Here is a 20,267-nt window from a genome sequence, read left to right on the forward strand (position 1 = left end):
AAGATAGTGACATTTTGTGTAATTTAATAATAGACTTTATGTAAAAAAAACGACCCTATGGGCGGCAAGCGATAGGATCGATTCCGAGCGATTGGATCCCGAATTGCCACAAATCAACCTATTTCCATGGTTTTTTGAACTGCATCAAACCACCCGAACAGCAGCCCCTAAAACCTAAATCGATCGATCCTTTACTTAACTGCAACTACCTTACAAACACCCACTCGTCTTCGGTACTGAGCGGTTCGGAGTACTCGTACCTTTCTGCTTGAAAGGTTTTGAGTTGCTCCACATCGGTCAACCGGTTTTTGATCACGAAATCGGTCATCAGTCCCCTAGCCTGCTTTGCAAAAAGGCCGATTACCTTGTACGTACCGTCCCGGTATTCTTTAAAAGTCGGCGTGACCACCCTTGAATGGAGGCTCTCCCGATCCACCGCCTTGAAGTATTCCTGCGAGGCCAGATTCACGATTTCCTGGCCTTTTGCCGCATCATTGATGGCTTGGGCAATTTTCTGCCCCCAAAACCCATAGAGATCCTTTGCTTTGTTATTCCTTAGCTTGACGCCCATCTCCAGGCGGTAGGGCTGAATCAAATCCATCGGCCGTAGCAGACCGTACAATCCGGAAAGGATACGCAGGTGACTTTGGGCAAAGTCAAAGTCCGCCTCTCCATAGTTCTCCACATCGATTTTGGTGTAGACGTCTCCCTTGAAAGCCAATAGCGCCTGTTTGGAATTGCCCATCGAAAACTCTTCCTGAAACCGTTGATAACGCTCGTGGTTTAATGTGGCCAAGTTTTCACTTACGTGCATCAACTCCCGGATTTCGGAGGGATCCTTTTTGCGCATCAGGGATACCAGTTCCCTAATTTCTTTTTTAAAGTCCGGACGGGTAAAAAGATCCACATTACTGTCACTCCAGTCCAATGTCTTTGCCGGGGAAATTAAAATTACCATAGATTACTCAATTACTACGATCGCTCTTCGTATTGTTCGTTCGATTTGCTGTTGCTGATTACTAAACTTCACAACGACCGGATATGTTCCCACCGGGACTTTTTGGCCGTTGACATAGCCATCCCAGGTACAAATAGATATTTCCTCGGAGGGATTGGTTTCCTCACAATAATAAATCAGCTCACCCCATCTATTATATATGTACACCCCCAGCTTATCGATCGGCCCCCTGGTGTACAGCAGGAAGTTTCTGGTAGGGCTTCCCGGAATAATGGCATTGGGGAACCGTACATTGATCTCGCAGTCCTCTTCTACTTCAAAATCAACCAGGAATTCGCAACCCGCTTCATCCGTCACAAGCAACTCATATCGCCCCGGCAAGGTAGGCACAAATCGGGCCTCACGTCCCAACTCCTGCCCGTCGAGGCTCCAGGAATACGAGGCAAACCCTGCACCGGCCTGTAGCTCCGCGAGATTTCCATCCAGCGTGCAGATTACGTAGCGTGGACTCAGTACAGGTGGTTCCGTGGCTGACTGGATTACGTCTATGACCCCGCTCCCGATAATACAGTCGAACTCGTTGTACAGCCTGACCTCGTATCGGCCGGGCTCACTGACCGAAATCACCATCCCGCTCTCACCGGTAATCGGAATAAATTCACCATTAACTTCCCTAAACCAACCGAATCGGTCGACCGCCAAAAAATCTCCTGAAGCGGTGATACTGGTAGATACCACCGGGCCGCATAGGTTGGGGCTGAAAAGCTCTACTTCAACGGACTCGGAAAACTCATTGACGATCACCTCAGAGGGGGCAGGCACCTCACAACCTCCCACATCCGTGACAGAAACCAAGTACCTCCCTGGCGGGAGGTCTAACGCAATGACGGACTGGTTGGCAAAAGATTCCGAAATCAGCTCCCCGGTATCCAACCCAAGTACTTCATACACTCCTGATGCAGGCCCATTGCCAAACAAGATGGAAATGCCGCCGGCCACCAATCCCTCCGGAGCACACTGTTCATCCCGGGTTTCCAACTCAAACAACACATCCGAGGGCGGGTTTGCATTTTCAATCACAGCTGCCTGCGAGGAGGAACACCCGTTTGCAAAGCCCAACAGGGTATAAATACCAGGTTCAAGCCCATCTACCACGATAATGTCGTTGGGAAGAACGTCAAAGAAAAGCTGACCGGTTTCTTGCACTACCAAGCTATCCAAGAGAACACCAGCCTGAATCTCAAGCACTCCGTCGCCGATCTCGCAGCTTTGGGCGGGCGAAGTGGCAATCACCTCAAATTGCGGCCCGGCATTCACACGTAGGAAGGCAGATCGCTCAAAAAGGCAGGTCTCGTCCAGCGGGTCAGAGGTCAAGAAGAACAGCTCATAATCGCCTGCTTCACCCAAGATGGCGGTATTCAAGGTCAGTTGCAGGGTATCCGGAAGGGAGATTCGATCTTGGGAACCCTCCCGATGAATGGACCAAGAACCCGACACGGGGGAATTTGGCGTGAAAGTGACCGTTTCGCCCAAACACACCTCCTCCTCCGACTGATCGATATCAAAATCAAAAGGAGGGCCAACGAATACAGAGCGGGATACCGGGCAGGTCTGAAACATCTCTGGGTCAGCATCCTCGGGCAGGCGATAGGCCACGGTCACCGTGTAGATACTTTCCTCGGTTACCTCCAATACGTTCTGGTCTCCTACGATTTCACCGGCGGCATTTACCCACTCAAACACGTATTCGTCCAATCGGGGATCATCGGGATCTACCGCAACCAACTCGAGCACAGCATCCGCACACAAGGCGATGTCGGTGGGAAGGATGATTTCCGGAGAATCGACGACCTCTACCTCCAGCCGGAAGATCTCGTCCCACGGCTCCCCGCAGCGATTCACCTCCAACTGTACCGTGAAAAGTCCGGCAGTGGCGAACTGGTACTCAAGGTTCTGTAGCTCCTCGGCACCGTTCAAAAACTGATCTACAATTTCCCCCTGCTCATTGAATATGGTCCAGTTGTATAAATCGATGTCCGGCTCTCCCCCACCTTCAAAAAGCCCCACGGCACCCTCGTCAGCTCCCACACAGAGCCTATTGGGACCGGCAAGGCTTGGCTCCGGAATATTGGAACCCGATTGCTGGACGAAAGAAGGAAGGCCTAGGTTGGTAGTACCCGGCATGGGCTCTACCGCGTCTTGGTTGAACGTACTTGGGTTACACCCCCTACCGGGCAAAATCTGCCCAATCTGGTTTGAGCCGACCACTGCCACGTAAATCTGCCCGTCTGGCCCCACCTGCAACGCACCCAAGGGCAATCCACCCGTTTGGGAGATAGCCGCCCGACTCGCAAGAATACACTGTTCGATCTCGCGCCTTTCCACTGCGGAGTCGAAGCATTCCTGACAGCGGGTCGTCACCGGGTTATCGGGATCCGAATCATCGGTTTCCTCCACGCTACTCAGATAAAACTCCTCTACGCCGGGACCGCCATTTCGGTAGGACACATAGACCCGGGTATTGTCTGTAGAGAACTCTAGCCCATACACGTCGCCGTCCGTTCCCAAATCAAGCAGGGCGAACTCGGTAAGCTCTCCGGTATTCTGATCAAAGTCAAATATCTGCAACTTGTTCATCCCCCCCTCCTGAAAGGTAATGGCCAGCCTGGATCCGTCACCGGAAAATTTCATTACTCCCGAACTGGAACCAAAGCTATGAACACCCCCGACTGAACTGAATACCGGCTGCCCAATGCCCTGCCCTGAAACAGGATACATACGGAAGGTATTGTTTCCTGCCTCATGGAAAGCCACCCAGGTTGTATCTCCGGCATTGAGTGCCGCCGAGTGCTCGGTACTAGAACTGAACAGAAAATTATTTTTGGTGACGACATTGCCTACGCCGTCATCATTGTTGCCTTTGATATCCACCATGGAAAAACTGACCACGCTGTTGCCATCTGCTCCCCGTCGGGTAGTGAAAAGGTAAAACAGCGTCTCGTCCGAAGCAACCGGCACAGCGATCACACTGCCCGCAGACTGCGGATCTCCACCTATATCCAAGCCGTTTTGCATGGGATTGCCATTGAGGTCCCATACGGTCTCCCCATCCGTAAAAAACAGCACCTGACCAGCCTGGTCGGAGACGGTGGTCACACCCGCAGGGATGTTTCGTGGATGCCTGCTCGGAATGGGTCTAGGCACTGGCGCATCGGGATCGTCCGGGTCGGGATTAAAGTCCAGACCGGCGCCGTCGCCAAAATACCAGATATTGTTGGTTTGGTCTTGTACATCCCACATCTGGATCCGAATGCCCGCATACGAATAACAGGTGGATCCCACTTCCCTAACCAATACCCAATAGTACCCGGGTCTACATACCTCGTTGGGAGCCTCGGGACCCCAACCATCTTCCCGCTTATTCGACCAAAAATATTCGTAATTGCCTCCCTGTCCGGGCTGCTGGCCAAACCCCGGCTGACCAACCCCAGGTTGGCCGAAACCGGGTTGACCAAACCCTGGTTGTCCAAAACCGGGCTGACCGAAGCCAGGTTGACCAACTCCTGGTTGACCAGGCTGCCCACCTTGATCCTGTCCGCTTTGCACGTCCACTAGCGGCATCAGGTCTATACATGCCGGATCACACAAGGTAGTATCTGCCGGATTAAACTGAACCTGCAGATCATTCTCCTGAAAATTGATGGTCTGGGTGACCTCCCGTGTCTCTCCATTGGCAAAGGTAACCGTTAGCACCACCGTCACCTGCTGTTCGGAAGTAGCCTCTCTAGGCAAAAGCAAGTGCTCTTTGCTAAGATCCATTTCAATCTCCTCTCCATCCTCATCTACCAATGGAGGCAAAATCTCCCAATTAAAGCTTACAGGCCTGTAATTTGGTGGAGAAATTTGGCTGGTCAGCAGCAGCGGATTGTTCATACAGGGATCGAACGGCTCCCATGTAAAATCCACTTCCGGACCCACGTCAATGGTGGGGGTAAAAACCGTGAATACCCTTCCACAAAAGTCTGTACCCTCAAAAGGGTCGGCTTCGACTGTCAGCTCGCCCAACGCCTCCTCATCCGGATTGACGATCCTCCCTAAAAACTGGGGGCCTCCCTCAGTCTCTTCATAAATGTAATACAACTGTCCATCCGGTCCTACGCGAAGGTCATAAATCCGGAAAAGGTCATGCCCCAGCGCAACCTCCACCGGTCCTGTAAGAATCTCTGGGTCTTCATCTTCCTGGTCTTCCTCCTCCTCTTCTTCCGGCAATTCATCGGCCAGGGATCCATCCGCACCGATTCTGAAAAGCTGGTTTCCCCGCGAAAAATACAGCATGGATCCATCGGGAGAAAAGGCCACCCCAAAAATGGGATCATCGCCCCCCGTATTTTCCAGCGTCTGCGCATTTCCCAATGTCCCCGAGGAAGCATCAAAATCAAAGACTATCAAATCAGCACCCGTACCCTGTGGGATGACCACAAACTTCTCCGATCCTTCATCAAACACAAACGCCTCGGGCACAAAATCCAGTGCCTCGCTCTGCAGCAAGGTAAACTGCCCCAATTGATCCTCAATTCGGTACACCTGTAGATTTCCGTTATCAAAAAACACCAAATGACTCTCCGATGCCGGAGTCTTGATAACTGCGACTCCACCCTGTGCGGTACCTAGGATTCCTCCACCTGATACAGCCCCTGCGGGAGGTTGACTGGCGGGCGCACCTCCCTGGTTATTCATGTCCACCACATCGTACTCCAACTCACCGCGGCGGTTGATAAAAAAAAGATAAAAAGAACGGCTTCCCCCTGGAATCGGGTCAAATTCCTGTACGGCGATCGCCACGGTCTGTCTGCCCGTTTCGTCCCCTCCCAACTCCCCAATGATACCCTGCATGGGCTGGTTTAGGTAGTTGTACACCAGAGCTCCGTCTGTATAGAAAAGAATGTCTCCTGATATGGGATCTATGGCCATGGCTGTATTACCTTTGCCAAGAACGACCGAGGGTGACAGGGTTCTGACACGGGCCGTGCCATCCTTTCCGAACGATAGGTAGTTGTTTTCGCCTCCTTCGCAGTACCCAAAAATCCACTCATTATTATTAAATCCCTGAGCCTTAGCAGCCTGAAAATCAAAAAATAATAAAACCATGGCTATCAAAACAAAAATACCATGATTTATGTAGATTGAAAGAGATTTCATAATTTACACGCTGCTTTAAATACGCTTTAAAGCCGCCATCCGTTTATAAGCTGATAAGTATTCAATTAACGAATAAATCTTTGTTAAAGTCGCAATTAAATAGAGTTTTTTTCAGCGTCCTGTTTATGGTCTTGGCTACCAAATCCTTTGGACAAGACCCCCATTACAGTCAGTACTATGCGGCCCCGCTGTTCCTTAATCCTGCTTTTGCCGGATCAGAGCTCAGTACCCGGGTAGGAGTGAATTACCGCAATCAGTGGCCGGGATTGGATGCCAACTTCAGTACGTTTTCTGCCTATGTGGACACCTTTCTGGAAGAATACAACACCGGTGTGGGCTTTTTGGCCACCAACGACGTAGAGGGTGCAGCCGGTTTGCATTCCACCTCCCTATCGGGAATGGTTTCCTACGAACTCCGGCTGGCAGAGGGTGCCTATTTCCGCCCGGGATTTCAGGCAACGTATATGCGACGCGACATAGGCTTCTACGAAAGCTTGGTCTTCGCCAATAATATCGACCCCACCAACCCCTTCGGCCCCTTGTTACCGGGCACCGAACTGGCGGGGTTTGGAGAACCTGTCAACCTACTTTCCCTTTCCCTCGGTGGACTTTTCTTTACCGAAACCTTCTGGCTTGGATTCACAGGACACCACATAAACCAACCCAACCAAAGCTTTGTTCAAGATGGGTTCAGCCACCTGCCCATGAAGTACTCTTTCCATGCAGGGTACAGAATATCCCTTGGAAACGGGCCCATGAAGCGTGATTTTACCCACACCTACCGGGAGCGATACTTTACTCCTACCGTGAATTTCAAAAAACAGGGGCCATTTGAACAATTGGACCTAGGTGCGTATTTTTATATGGAACCGATCCTATTCGGCTTATGGTACCGTGGACTCCCCTACAAGCCGGTTGAACAACAAAGTAACCGGGACGCGCTGGTACTGATGGTAGGGTTCAATCTGCCCTCGGGCCTTAATATAGGGTACAGCTTTGACTACACCGTTTCCCAATTGGGGATTCAGTCCGGAGGTGCACACGAAATAAGTGTTTCGTACGTGTTCCCTCCCAAAAATCCCGGGGCACCCCCAAAAAGGTCGACCATCCTGCCCTGTCCAAAATTCTAACACAATGTCCCATGGACCCCAACACGATCACATACCTGCTTATAGGTATTCTTTCGGTTAATTTTATTTCTTCCAAATTCCTGAATTGGCTTAATATTCGCCGGAAAGAAAATGGGATCCCAAAGACCATGGAGGGTTATCTAGACACCGAAAAGCTTACAAAGGCAAATGAATACCAACGCGTAAACTTCAACTTTTCCCTTGTGGCCAGTTTTTTTTCCTTCGGTCTAACGATCTTATTTCTTGCGTCTGGTTTTTTTGGCTGGCTGGATGCTTTTCTCAGCCAATTTACCATACACCCACTCTGGCTTCCGGCCCTCTATTTTGCGGTGCTTTACCTTGGATCCGATCTGATGGGTATTCCCTTTGACTATTACCACACGTTTGTAATAGAACAGCGGTTCGGGTTCAACAACACGAGCATGGGTACCTTCCTTTCCGACAAGCTCAAAGGATACCTACTCTCAATCGTGATTGGCGGCTCACTTTTGCTCACCTTCCTTCTATTGGTCAACTACATGGGGGTTGATTTCTGGTGGCAATTCTGGCTGGTTACCGGCGTGTTCATGGTATTGGTCAACGGACTCTTTTCCAGCTACATCCTTCCTCTTTTCAATAAACTTACACCTCTGGAAGAGGGAGAACTGAGGCAGGCGATCCTCAGCTACGCCAGCAAGGCCGGTTTCCCATTGGAAAACGTATTTGTCATAGACGGCAGCAAAAGATCATCCAAGGCAAACGCCTTTTTTTCCGGGTTTGGCAAACGGAAAAAGGTTGTCTTGTACGACACATTGATTGCCCAGCACAGCACCGACGAGCTGGTTGCCGTGCTGGCCCATGAAATCGGCCACTACAAAAAACGCCATATTGTGACCAACCTTGTGTTGGGAATTCTGCAAACCGGGCTGATCCTTTTCGTTCTGGCCCAATTGATCTTCAGCGAATCGCTGAGTCTTGCCCTCGGAGGTAGCGAAATGGCTGTCCACCTGAATTTAGTTGGCTTCACCATGTTATTCTCTCCCCTTTCGGCACTGATCGGAGTGGGCATGAATATACTTAGCAGAAAACATGAGTTTGAGGCAGACGCCTTTGCCAAATCTACCTTTGATGGGCAACCACTGGCGACGGCCCTGAAAAAACTATCCGTCAACAACCTGACCAACCTTAACCCACACCCTTGGTACGTCTTTATGAACTACTCCCACCCCCCATTACTACAGCGGCTCGCAAAGCTGGAAACAACGGGATGATTTTTTTGCTGTCACCCTAGTAGATTTTCGAGGAATACACTAATTTTCAATCGGAATAAACACAATAAACCGATAATTCAGTCCAACCATGGATAGCAACTCAGCACTCAATGAATTGGGGGTTAGCGAGACGCTCCTCTCCGAATCAGAAATTGAATTTCTGGATAAAAATGGCTACCTAAACCTAGGCAAGTTACTTAATGACGATCAGTTGGAAGCCATCCGGTCAAAAATCGGCCAACTGCTGGAATCGGAAGGTGAAATGGCAGGCAGCGAGTTGGCAGAGTCTCCCTTTATCAGACACCCGAAAGAGGCGGGTGCGGACCGATTGGGCAACTTGGTCAATAAGGGAACAGAGTTTGATGTTTTTTATACCCACCCAAAAGTATTGGCAGCTATCCGTCATGTCCTCGGTGGAGAGTTAAAGCTTTCTTCGTTGAATTATCGTGCGGCAAAACCTGGCGACGGGCTACAGAAACTCCATGCCGATTACCCGGATGCAGTACCGGCAGGAGATTACCGGGTCTGTAATTCCATTTGGTTATTGGACGATTTCTACGCTGCCAACGGCGCTACCCGAATCGTGCCTGGCACGCATTTAAGCCAGCACTTGCCCCAGGAAGTGATGGCAAATCCGATGGATACCCACCCGGAAGAAAAAGTCATCGAAGCAGAAGCCGGATCTGTGGTCATATTCAATTCACACACATGGCACGGTGGCACCAAAAACCACACCGACAAACCCCGGCGGGCGATCCATAGCTATTTTTGCAGAAAGGACCAGCCACAGCAAAGCGATCAACGACGATACATTACACCCGAGACCTTAGATCGGATTGGTACACCGGCGGCAGCCATTTTGGATGTATTATAAAACCCGTGAGTATACCGTACATCCTTTGGCAGTATCATCAGCATACACCGATAGGCGTTTTATGGTTTCTCCGTTCACAGGAAATCCACATCCACGTTAAAGGGGTATTTCATCAGGTACTGAAGGGCTGTTTCCACTTTAAAAGACTCGAAAAGGACTTTGTAGAGGTTTTCGGTAATGGGTGCCCGCAGATCCTTGCTCTCCAAAAAAAGTTTGATCAACCGCACCGTGTTGATGCCCTCCGCCACCTCTTCCATATCGGCTACGATGGCTGACAATTGTTCTCCCTTGGCAAGTCGGTATCCCACTGTAAAATTTCTGGACAGGGTGGAGTTACAGGTAGTTACCAGATCCCCTATACCCGCAAGGCCGATAAACGACTTGGTACTGCCCCCCAGCGCATTTCCCAGATAAATCAGCTCAACCATCCCCCTAGAAACAAGAAGTCCCTTGGCATTTTCCCCCAAGCCTAGCCCGGAGAGTGCTCCGGCTGCGATGGCAATCGTATTTTTGAGCACACCACTGAGCTCTACCCCTATGATATCCGAGTTGCCGTACACTTGAAAGTTGTCCGAACGGAGTAGCCGCTGTCCCTCCAATATCACTTCGTTGTACCGGCTGGCAATCACCGTAGCAGCCGGCTGCTTCTGCATCAGTTCCTTGGCAAGATTGGGGCCTGCCAGGCACCCTACCCGTACCACCACGGTCTCCTGCAAGATCACCTCACTCATGGTGGAAATGTGCTCCCGGCTTATCTTGTTTACCTCATCCATGGTTTTTCCCTCGGGCAAGGTCAGTGATAGACCCTTTGTGCCATGAATAAGAAAATGATAAGGGTGCAAAAAAGGCGCAAATAGCCGCATAACTTCCCTAAACCCCCCTGAAGGAATCATCGGAAACAGGGTGCCACAGGCCTGGCAGATAAACTCCGGATCTCCGGTACCCACAATGGAGTGAGCCAAGGCCCTTCCTCTAGCCGTGTGTTGGGTGTTTATTTCCTCCACGACCTCTGGATCTCGGGCGTAGACCAGTACACGGTTTTTCTCGGCCAACAGGTTGGCAATTGCCACGCCAAAGCTGCCCACACCGATCACGCCTACCGACTTATCCCTTGAATAGCTTTTCGAGCTCATAGCCTTGCAGTCTGTTATGATAGTAGTACAATAGGTTAAGGTCCTCGGTGAGAATCTCCTGTGACTTACCGAGCACCAGAGGACGTTTGGCATGGTACATACCCACATTGTCCAGTCCGTGCCGGATAATTCGGTCTATGTCGTCATTTAAATGCGGCGCCATGTGTACCCTTCCTTGGCTCTTTAGCTGGCGAATTTTGTCCAACACCCGAGTGCAAGCTGCTTTAAAGGTGTCATAGGGTATGGAAATATCCTCCTCCGGCAACTTGAGCAGGCTAAAAAGATCCAGCTTTTTGTTGGCCCGCTTGATCAGGTTAAATGCTGTAAAGGCAACCACATGGCTGCTAAAAACCCGGTTGATCTTGTGGAACTCCTCCACGATCCTGTTTCCGAGTGCCTTGGTATATTCCTCCTCCCGCTGGGTGTCTACCGTCAGCTTGCCATTGGAAACAAAATAATCCCTGCAATCAACGATCCGTCCGAATTTATCCAAGCTCCTACCCTCTTCATCTACATAGTTGCCCATGATATCCATGGCCCTGCCAATGGATACCGAAATATCTGATCCCTTGGTAAAGAACTTGACCAAAAACTTGGAAATCTTATACGAAGTGGAAAATTCGTCCGTCTCCTTGTAGTAGCGCTCCTGTCCCATGAGGTTCAGGTGCTCATGTATCAGGCTTGGTGCCTCCAGCACGAAATGGTAGTTGATCGTAACGGGCACAATGAAAATCTTACCGGAAACGTCGTTTAAATTCTTTTCAAAATTTGCACGCTGGGCTTCCACAGCCGTACTGAGCAGTCCCAGTTTCAGCTTGGATTCAATATTTCCACTTCTAGACCGGGTTCCACCCGGAAAAAACAGGCTATGGCAGCCAAATTGAATGGCCTCTGAGGAATACGTTTTCAACGTCTCCACGTATACCAAGTTCTTCTTTCTTCTGTCTACCTTATAAGCACCCAGCGCATCCATGAAATACGCAAAAATCTGAATATTGAACAGGTTTAGACCGGCACCGTAAATAAAGGGCGGCAGCCCCAATGTGCTGATGGTCCAGCCTATTAGAATACTGTCCAGGTTGGAAAAGTGGGTAGGCACCATAACGATGGTCCCTTTTGAGGCCAGGTCACGGAGCTGATCGGTCTCTCCGATTATCTGAATTTTATCCTGAAGACTGTACTGGTTGCTGAAAAATGACTTAACCCCCTTTACCCGCGCAGCATTGAGCAACCGGGAAAAACCAAAGGTGACCATACTACGGGTCATCTTGTAGTGCGAATGCTTGAAGTTACTGGCTATTTCCTCCACATACCGGCGTACAATCGTCTCAAGTATATCCAGGTAGGCCTTTCGTTTCTGTTCCGAGGATAGGCCCTGCTCTAACTCCACGGCGAGCAGCGACGACTTTATTTTCGACCAGAACAACGGCTCATCATCCGGATCTACCAACCATGGATTTTGCTTTAAGCGCATCCGCTCCCTGTAAAGAGCGGTTTCCAGCTCTTCCTTCAACAGGTGCAGTCGATTACCTGTCAGCTCCAGTATCCGTGCCATACTGGCTTCGGTCACCAAGGTGATAAACGCTTTCCGGTCTTTGGCTAGCTTTACGACGGGCCATTCATCCTTACGGGGCAAAATCGGATCATAGGCGTGCTTGATATAGTCGTCAGTCAAGTTTTCAGTGTTTGGTAACTACAAAGATAGAAAAAACCAGAACCCTTATGCCGTAAACAAAAGGGCTGCTTTTGGAATAAATGCCAAGTTATACATTTTCAATCGAGATTTGAATTTTTTGAAAGTAACCAAACAGATTATTCAGGAATGCCGTTTTGTCAATGAACGAATAGGTCGTATTATTGCACCACCATAGGCAAAATGAAGCAGGATTTAACCCAGATACAGGCCCCGATTGCAACGGAGATGGCTGATTTTGAAAAAAAGTTTCGCGCTTTTATGAAAAGTAACGTGAAACTTTTGGATCATATCACCTCCTACATCGTAAAGCGAAAGGGCAAGCAGATGCGCCCCATGTTTGTGTTTCTCACAGCGGGTGTGTCCGGGGGTATCAGCGAATCCACCTACCGTGGTGCCGCCCTGATCGAGTTGCTGCATACCGCCACGCTGGTACATGATGATGTGGTAGATGATGCCAACTACCGCAGGGGATTCTTTTCGGTCAATGCGCTGTGGAAAAACAAAATCGCCGTTTTGGTTGGGGATTACCTCCTGTCCCGTGGGCTGCTGCTCAGTGTGGACAACGGAGACTTTGAGTTGCTTCGGATTGTCTCCCATGCGGTACGTGAAATGAGCGAGGGTGAGCTGCTACAGATCGCCAAAGCCCGAAACCTCGACATCACGGAGGAGGTGTATTATACCATCATCCGGCAAAAAACAGCAAGCCTGATTGCATCCTGCTGTTCGGTGGGAGCAGCTACCGCGCAGTCGGACCAAGGGCTTATCGAGAAAATGCGGCTGTTTGGCGAAAAAGTCGGTATGGCATTTCAGATAAAAGACGACCTTTTTGACTATGGGCAAGACGTGGTGGGCAAACCTGTGGGTATCGATATTAAAGAAAAAAAACTGACCCTTCCCCTTATATACTCCCTAAACCATGCCTCATGGCTGGACAAAAAACGAATCATCTACCTTATCCGAAACAAAAACGAGGATAAAAAGGCGGTAAATGAGGTGATATCCTTTGTAAAGCAATCAGGTGGGCTGGAGTACTCCGAAAAAATCATGAACAACTTTTACCGGGAGGCGTTGGAAATCCTCGATGACCTTCCCGCCTCCGAATACAAAGCTTCCTTGGCCGACCTGGTCACCTACACCATAGAGCGAAAAAAATAACCGGACAAAACCAATATTTTTCAGAGCTTGCATTTCCATGGGATTTTCCCCCACTTTACTTTTATGAACTGAAATCCAAATTCCTAGCTGTCAATTTCATTTTGTATCCTACAAACCCATAATCAGAGCCAGAACAGGTTTTTGGGGACTTTTCACTTCAAAAAAAGCGCTACTAAACCCGTGAAATTCAGCGGATAGTGGATTGTTTTTTTTGACAAAAAGATTGCATTGATTCTAACTTTTGGATACTTTTATACTCAAGTGGTAAAAAGTGGGGCATTGTGGTAGATAGTGTTTGATGATTTATTACTTTTGTATTTACGGTAATTTTTAAAAAAGGCATGGGAGTTTTCACGGGAGATTATATATGCAAACTGGACGCCAAAGGGCGCCTGGTTCTCCCTGCGAGGCTGAAAGCTTCACTTCCCGAATCTCCCAGCAACGAACTTTACCTCCGAAAAGGGCTGGAAAACTGCCTGGTCTTAAGAACACACCTCGAAGCGAAAAAAGAATATAGCCTTCTGGCAAATCTGGATGCCACGGACGAACGGGTCAGGGATTTCCAAAGGGCCTACTTTCGACGGGAGGTGATTGTGGAAATGGACAGTGCTGGCAGGATCCTCATACCCAAAAACCTTTTGCTATACGCAAAGCTCGAGGATTCGGCAAGCGTAATCGGTATTGGTACCCGCATCGAAATTTGGAATACTGAATCGCTCGATGCAAGGGAAGAAGCGGCCCTAGGAAACTACGCAGCAATGTACTCGGAATTTATGGGAAAAAATGGATAATGAAACCTACCATATACCGGTCATGCTCCAAGCATGCATTCAGGGCTTGAACATCAAGCCTGAAGGGACCTACCTGGACCTCACGTTCGGTGGTGGTGGGCATTCGCGCGAAATCCTAAAACACCTAAAAGGGGGTCATTTATTTGGTTTTGACCAGGATAGCGATGTATTGGACAATGTACCGGATGACGATAGGTTCACCTTCCTACAGGCCAACTTCCGGGATCTGAAGCGTTACCTTAAGCTATATGGTGTCCACCAGGTGGATGGCATTTTGGCTGATTTGGGTATTTCCTCCCATCAGATCGACGAGCCTGGCAGGGGATTCTCCACCCGCTATGATGCAGACCTGGATATGCGGATGAATCAATCGGGAGACCTTACCGCTGCCAGTATCCTCCATAGCTACGAAGAGGAGGAACTCCACAGGATATTTGGGCAGTATGGCGAAGTAAAGAACGCAAAGAGCCTCGCCAGGGCGATTGTGGCAGAGCGGGCCGTAAACCCCATTCAAACCATCGCCCACTTCAAAAGTCTCCTGGAGCGCTTTGCCCCACGCGGCAAACAGTTCAAATACTTTGCCCAGGTCTTTCAGGCCCTACGCATCGTGGTAAACGATGAATTGGGAGCCTTAAGAGATATGCTGACCCAAAGTGCGGAGGTATTGGCCCCCGGTGGGCGACTGGTGGTCATGAGCTATCATTCCCTTGAGGACCGTCTGGTAAAAAACTTCATACAAAAGGGGAAGTTCCATGGAGAGGTAGACAAGGATTTCTTTGGGAACATCCAGCGACCCTTGGAACCGGTCAACAAAAAGGCCCTTGTGGCCGATTCAGAAGAGGTGGCTTCCAACCCTCGGGCCAGAAGCGCCAAGTTGAGAATTGCAGAAAAAAGATAGGTATGGCAGGCAACACCTTTAAATCCAAAGTCAACGCCAGGCCCGGTATCCAACAGCCGGGAAACCGGCGCAACCTGTTCGGTTTCATTGAACGAAAACTGGCACTCACCGGCCTATTCGGGGAAGGGGTACCCGTCGGTCTGGTTCCTCCTTTTCTATATGCGGCGTCGCTGGCGCTAATCTATATATGGAGCAACCATAAGGCAGAAAATACAATCCGAAAAATCGAAATCCTACAACAGGAGGTCGAAGACATCCGTGCAGACGTAACCACGCTCGAAGCGGCCTTTATGTACGCCGGAAAGCAATCGGAAGTGGCCAAGAAAATTGCACCACTTGGCATAGAAGAAATTGATAGACCACCCCATAAAATCGTCTTGAAAAAGTGAACATCAAACGATCCATATTATTCCGTGTGAGAATAGCCTTCTTGGCAACCACGCTGATTGCCGGGGCTATCTTTTACCGTATCAGCACCATCCAATGGGTAGAGGGAGAAAAATGGCAGGAAATCTCCGAGGATATCCACCTTCAGTACCGGCCCGTAAAGGCTACCCGCGGCAACATCTACAGCAGCGATGGCAGCCTGTTGGCCACGAGCTTGCCCTTTTACCGCGTCGTACTGGATCCTAGCATCGTCTCTGAGGAAAAATTCCGTGCCAACATTGACTCCCTATCCACCCTGCTGGCGGGCTTTTACAAGGACAAGTCCGCCACTGCCTACAGGAGAATGATCCAAGATGCCCGCGTGAGCGGTAAAAAATACCTGATAATCAACCGCAAACACATCGGCTATCAGGAAAAACTGGCCCTGATGAAGTGGCCCATACTCCGTGAAGGCCGTCTCGGCGGCGGTGTAATCTTCGAAAAAGTCGATCAACGGTACCGGCCTTTCAAAAACCTGGCAGGCCGCACAGTGGGCTTCCTGAACGAGGACCAATATGGTGTCGGTATTGAATACAGCTTCAATGAGTACCTTCAGGGAAAAAATGGTGAGTCGCTGTTCCAAAAGATTGCAGGAGGCAGCTGGAAACCACTGCATGACGCCGATGACGTAAAGCCCGAAGACGGGTACGACATCACCACTACATTGGACATTAATATACAGGACGTGGCAGAGTCCGCCCTTTTACGCCAGCTGATGAACAAGGATGCGACGTACGGATCAGTCATCGTGATGGAAGTAGCCACCGGACATATCAAGGCACTGGCCAACCTCGAGAAAAACAAAAAAGGAGCTGGCTATGGTGAATACTATAACTATGGTGTTGGGGAACAAGGACTCACTGAACCCGGCTCTACGTTCAAGCTGCTATCCATGTTGGCACTGCTGGAAGAGGGGAAAACGAACCTGAACGACAGCATAGACACGGGAAACGGCGTTTACCGATTCTACGACCGATCTATGCGGGATGCCAAAACCGGAGGATTCGGGAAGATTACGGTTCGGGAAGTTTTTGAAAAATCGTCCAACATCGGTGTTTCCCGTCTGGTAAACGATCATTTCGGTACCTCTCCCTCCAATTTCCTTAATTATGTATCAAAAGCCGGATTGGACCAGCCCCTTGGCTTCCAGCTCAAAGGCGAAGCAATCCCGTTTTTCAAAAAGCCGGGCACCAAGACCTGGTATGGAACCACCCTGCCATGGATGTCCATTGGGTACGAACTGAAGGTGACGCCCCTACAGACCTTGACCCTCTACAACGCAATTGCCAACAACGGGAAAATGGTCAAGCCCATGATCGTTCAGCAGATCAGCAAGGGCAACTCCGTCAAAGAAACCTTCCCTACCGAGGTAATACAAAAGCAGATTGCCTCGAAGAAAACCATTCAGCAACTACAATCTTTGCTGGAGGGGGTAGTAGAAAACGGAACTGCCAGAAACATCAAAAATGAAAACTACAAAATCGCCGGTAAGACAGGAACCGCTCAAAAACTTATTGATGGCAAATACACGCAGACCTACTACACCTCCTTTGTAGGGTACTTCCCGGCCGAAAACCCGAAATACAGCGCAATTGTGATCATTGATAGTCCCAAAGGCTTCCAGGCATACGGGGGCGATATATCCGCACCCGTTTTTAAGGAAATCGCGGACAAGATCCATGCGCAGGATCTGGAGCTAAGCCCGGAAAAAAAATCCACGAAGAAACAGCCCTCCTACGCCTCCGACCTGCCCTACATTCAAGCGGGGCTGACCGAGGATCTGCAGATGCTATGCAACAAGTTTGGCATTTCCAACCATTATCAGGAGCAGGAGCGCTGGGTGAAGTCGAGGGTAAGCAACAAGTCCATCCAATGGATATCCAACAAGGTAGATAACCATCAGATCCCGGATGTAACCGGAATGACCTTACGTGACGCTCTACATGTCCTTGAAAGCGCAGGACTACGGGTACAATATAGCGGAAAGGGAAGGGTAAAGGATCAATCCCTGACTGCCGGAACGGTTGCTTCGAAAGATCAGATCATCAAATTGGTACTAGGGTAATGCAGGTATTAAAGGACATATTATACAAAGTATCTCTGCTCTCCACCAAGGGAGACATGGAACTGCCCATACGCCAAATCCACTTTGACAGTCGGGCCATTGCGTCAGGTGACTTATTCGTAGCCATCCGCGGCACCCAGACCGACGGACATGCCTATATTTCAGCAGCCATAAGCCAAGGATGTGTAGCAGTGGTATGCGAGCAGCTACCGGAGAACTTGAACGAAAAGGTTACCTACGTACAGGTGACCGATTCCTCCAAGGCACTGGCCTGGATCGCCGCAAACTTCCACGGGCATCCCTCCCGAAAACTGAAACTGATAGCAGTGACCGGTACCAATGGAAAAACCACCATGGTCACCCTCTTGCATCAGCTCTACAGGGATATGGGCTACATGGCGGGAATGCTTTCTACAGTGGAAAACCGAATCAACGACCGTATCATCCCAGCCACCCACACTACCCCCGACGCCCTTGCCATCAACAGTCTGTTGGCCGAAATGGTGCAGGCTGGATGTTCCTATTGCTTTATGGAAGCCAGTTCCCATGCCATCGTACAGGAGCGAATTGCCGGTTTACAGTTTCGGGGCGCCATCTTTACCAATATAAGCCGGGATCACCTGGATTACCACGAAACCTTTGATGCCTATATCAAAGCAAAAAAGAAACTGTTTGACGACTTGCCGCAGGGAGCTTTTGCCCTGGTAAACGCAGACGACAAACGCGGTATGGTGATGGTGCAAAACACGCAGGCAAGTATCTACACCTACGCGCTGAAATATCCGGGAGACTTTAAGGCAAAAATCATCAGCAATACGCTGCACGGTATGGAACTCGACATAGACAACCAATCGGTATGGTTTCGAATGATCGGGGAATTCAATGCCTACAACCTCCTCGGTGTGCTCGGCACAGCGGTCGTACTGGGCGAGGAGCCAAACGAAGTGCTCATGCAACTCTCGCAACTCAGAGGTGCCGCGGGTCGCTTTGAGCAGGTAGTGTTCAACGGTGTCACGGCCATCATTGACTATGCACATACTCCCGATGCCTTAGAAAACGTATTGAAAACCATCCAAAACCTACGTACAGGCGGAGAAAAGCTTATTACCGTCGTTGGCTGTGGGGGCAACCGGGACAAGGGAAAGCGTCCGATTATGGCCAAAATTGCCTGTCTGCATAGTGACAAGGCACTCTTCACTTCAGATAATCCGCGTTACGAAGATCCCGGAGAAATCATCCGGGAAATGGAAGCAGGAATCAATCCGGTGGATCTGCGGAAGACCCTCTCTATCGCAGATCGAAGGGAAGCCATCAAAACGGCCTGCCTTATTGCACAAAAAGGAGACATTATCCTCATAGCAGGGAAAGGCCATGAAACCTATCAAGAGATCAAGGGGGTTAAATACCCCTTTGACGACAAACAGACCGTTACCGAACTATTGAAATTAACCCACTCTGCCTGATGTTGTACCATATTTTTGACTATTTGGATCAAGCATTTGATGTCCCGGGAGCCGGGGTGTTCAGGTATATCTCGTTCCGGGCAGGGATGGCGGCTTTGTTCTCCCTTATCATTACGATCACTTTCGGCGAGAGCATCATCCGCTGGATCCGAAAGCAACAGATCGGAGAAACGGTACGGGAACTGGGCCTTCAGGGGCAGACGGAAAAGAAGGGTACACCCACCATGGGAGGTTTGATGATCATCGCGGCGATCGTTATCCCCACACTCCTATTTGCCAACGTCTTCAATGTGTATATTCTTTTGTTGTTGGGCACCACGGTTTGGCTGGGAGGAATCGGATTTCTGGACGACTACATCAAGGTATTCCGGAAAAACAAAGAAGGACTGGCGGGCAGGTTTAAGATTGTCGGTCAAGTGGTAATTGGCGTCGTTGTAGGCGCTACCCTCTACTTTCACGACGACGTGGTTATCCGGGAATTTAACCGACCGGTTTCCGTAGAGGAGGGTATCGTGGACACACCCGGTTTTCAGGACGTAAAATCACTAAAAACCACCATCCCTTTTTTGAAAAACAATGAGCTGAACTACGAAGTGATCTTCGGCTTCTTGGGTGATTTCTTTGTGCCTATCCTATACATTGGATTGGTAATATTTATAGTAACGGCCGTCTCCAATGGTGCCAATATCACCGATGGGATAGATGGGCTTGCGGCTGGAATCTCGGCCATTATCGGCCTTACCATCGCCATCTATGCCTATATCAGCGGCAACGCGATTTTCTCACAGTATCTCAATGTGATGTTCATTCCCAATTCAGGTGAACTGGTGATTTTCTGTGCCGCATTTGTGGGAGCCTGTGTCGGTTTCCTCTGGTACAACGCCTTCCCAGCCCAGGTTTTCATGGGAGATACCGGCAGCCTAATGATCGGAGGTGTGATCGCCGTTCTTTCCCTTACGCTGCGCAAAGAGTTACTGCTGCCCCTACTTTGCGGCGTGTTCCTCATCGAACTCTTGTCTGTGATCACGCAAGTCAGCTATTTTAAATATACCCGAAAAAAATACGGGGAGGGCAAAAGGATATTCCTCATGTCACCCCTGCACCACCATTACCAGAAAAAAAACATTCCTGAGCCGAAGATTACCGTTCGGTTCTGGATCGTGGGGATTCTATTTGCCATTATGGCCTTGGCCACATTAAAACTACGATAAAATGACCAAGGCCATGAC

The 20,267-nt window shown here is 49.7% G+C and carries 14 protein-coding genes; 10 read left to right on the forward strand and 4 right to left on the reverse strand.

Going from position 1 to position 20,267, the window contains the following annotated elements:
• Positions 1-205: 205 nt before the first annotated feature.
• Both yaaA and ADIS_RS11530 read right to left on the reverse strand, forming a co-directional pair.
• Complete coding sequence (yaaA, locus tag ADIS_RS11525; protein ID WP_010854691.1) at positions 206-958, reverse strand: peroxide stress protein YaaA; 753 nt, start codon at positions 956-958, stop codon at positions 206-208.
• A 3-nt stretch (positions 959-961) separates the two neighbouring features.
• Positions 962-6,157: a T9SS type B sorting domain-containing protein gene (locus tag ADIS_RS11530; RefSeq protein WP_010854692.1), complete on the reverse strand. Its 5,196-nt coding sequence runs from the start codon at positions 6,155-6,157 to the stop codon at positions 962-964.
• Positions 6,158-6,237: 80 nt separating this feature from the next.
• Here ADIS_RS11530 and ADIS_RS11535 point away from each other — a divergent pair, with 80 nt between their 5' ends.
• The 3 genes from ADIS_RS11535 (at position 6,238) to ADIS_RS11545 (ending at position 9,411) form a co-directional block, all read left to right on the forward strand.
• Positions 6,238-7,287 (forward strand): PorP/SprF family type IX secretion system membrane protein, encoded by a 1,050-nt coding sequence (locus tag ADIS_RS11535; protein ID WP_035805727.1) that lies wholly within the window; start codon positions 6,238-6,240, stop codon positions 7,285-7,287.
• Between the two features lie 11 nt (positions 7,288-7,298).
• The gene (locus ADIS_RS11540; protein ID WP_010854694.1) at positions 7,299-8,537 is read left to right on the forward strand and encodes a M48 family metallopeptidase; all 1,239 of its coding nucleotides are present in this window, start codon (positions 7,299-7,301) and stop codon (positions 8,535-8,537) included.
• An 88-nt stretch (positions 8,538-8,625) separates the two neighbouring features.
• A complete protein-coding gene (locus tag ADIS_RS11545; RefSeq protein ID WP_010854695.1) occupies positions 8,626-9,411 on the forward strand; it encodes a phytanoyl-CoA dioxygenase family protein in 786 nt (261 codons plus the stop codon).
• Between the two features lie 74 nt (positions 9,412-9,485).
• Here ADIS_RS11545 and ADIS_RS11550 read toward each other — a convergent pair whose 3' ends face one another.
• Together ADIS_RS11550 and ADIS_RS11555 are read right to left on the reverse strand one after the other, a co-directional pair.
• Positions 9,486-10,544, reverse strand: coding sequence for an NAD(P)H-dependent glycerol-3-phosphate dehydrogenase (locus ADIS_RS11550; protein WP_010854696.1), 1,059 nt, complete (start codon positions 10,542-10,544; stop codon positions 9,486-9,488).
• Positions 10,516-12,219, reverse strand: coding sequence for a 1-acyl-sn-glycerol-3-phosphate acyltransferase (locus tag ADIS_RS11555; RefSeq protein WP_010854697.1), 1,704 nt, complete (start codon positions 12,217-12,219; stop codon positions 10,516-10,518). Before ADIS_RS11555 ends, ADIS_RS11550 begins: the two co-directional genes overlap by 29 nt.
• Before the next feature lie 201 nt (positions 12,220-12,420).
• On the opposite strand from ADIS_RS11555, the gene ADIS_RS11565 reads away from it, so the two are divergent.
• The 7 genes from ADIS_RS11565 to mraY all read left to right on the forward strand — a co-directional run bounded on the left by ADIS_RS11565 (position 12,421) and on the right by mraY (position 20,249).
• On the forward strand, positions 12,421-13,395 hold the full coding sequence (locus ADIS_RS11565; RefSeq protein ID WP_010854699.1) for a polyprenyl synthetase family protein: 975 nt from the start codon (positions 12,421-12,423) through the stop codon (positions 13,393-13,395).
• Positions 13,396-13,736: 341 nt separating this feature from the next.
• Positions 13,737-14,186: a division/cell wall cluster transcriptional repressor MraZ gene (locus tag ADIS_RS11570; RefSeq protein ID WP_010854700.1), complete on the forward strand. Its 450-nt coding sequence runs from the start codon at positions 13,737-13,739 to the stop codon at positions 14,184-14,186.
• The gene (rsmH, locus tag ADIS_RS11575) at positions 14,179-15,084 is read left to right on the forward strand and encodes a 16S rRNA (cytosine(1402)-N(4))-methyltransferase RsmH (RefSeq protein ID WP_010854701.1); all 906 of its coding nucleotides are present in this window, start codon (positions 14,179-14,181) and stop codon (positions 15,082-15,084) included. Before ADIS_RS11570 ends, rsmH begins: the two co-directional genes overlap by 8 nt.
• A gap of 2 nt (positions 15,085-15,086) precedes the next feature.
• The gene (locus ADIS_RS11580) at positions 15,087-15,473 is read left to right on the forward strand and encodes an FtsL-like putative cell division protein (RefSeq protein WP_010854702.1); all 387 of its coding nucleotides are present in this window, start codon (positions 15,087-15,089) and stop codon (positions 15,471-15,473) included.
• A complete protein-coding gene (locus tag ADIS_RS11585) occupies positions 15,470-17,575 on the forward strand; it encodes a penicillin-binding protein (RefSeq protein WP_035805730.1) in 2,106 nt (701 codons plus the stop codon). Before ADIS_RS11580 ends, ADIS_RS11585 begins: the two co-directional genes overlap by 4 nt.
• Positions 17,575-19,038, forward strand: a complete 1,464-nt coding sequence (locus ADIS_RS11590; protein ID WP_010854704.1) for a UDP-N-acetylmuramoyl-L-alanyl-D-glutamate--2,6-diaminopimelate ligase — start codon at positions 17,575-17,577, stop codon at positions 19,036-19,038. The genes ADIS_RS11585 and ADIS_RS11590 overlap by 1 nt, the downstream gene beginning before the upstream one ends.
• Positions 19,038-20,249: a phospho-N-acetylmuramoyl-pentapeptide-transferase gene (gene mraY, locus ADIS_RS11595; protein ID WP_010854705.1), complete on the forward strand. Its 1,212-nt coding sequence runs from the start codon at positions 19,038-19,040 to the stop codon at positions 20,247-20,249. Before ADIS_RS11590 ends, mraY begins: the two co-directional genes overlap by 1 nt.
• Positions 20,250-20,267 lie beyond the last annotated feature (18 nt).

The sequence above is a fragment of the Lunatimonas lonarensis genome (assembly GCF_000390185.1).
GTDB lineage: Bacteria > Bacteroidota > Bacteroidia > Cytophagales > Cyclobacteriaceae > Lunatimonas > Lunatimonas lonarensis.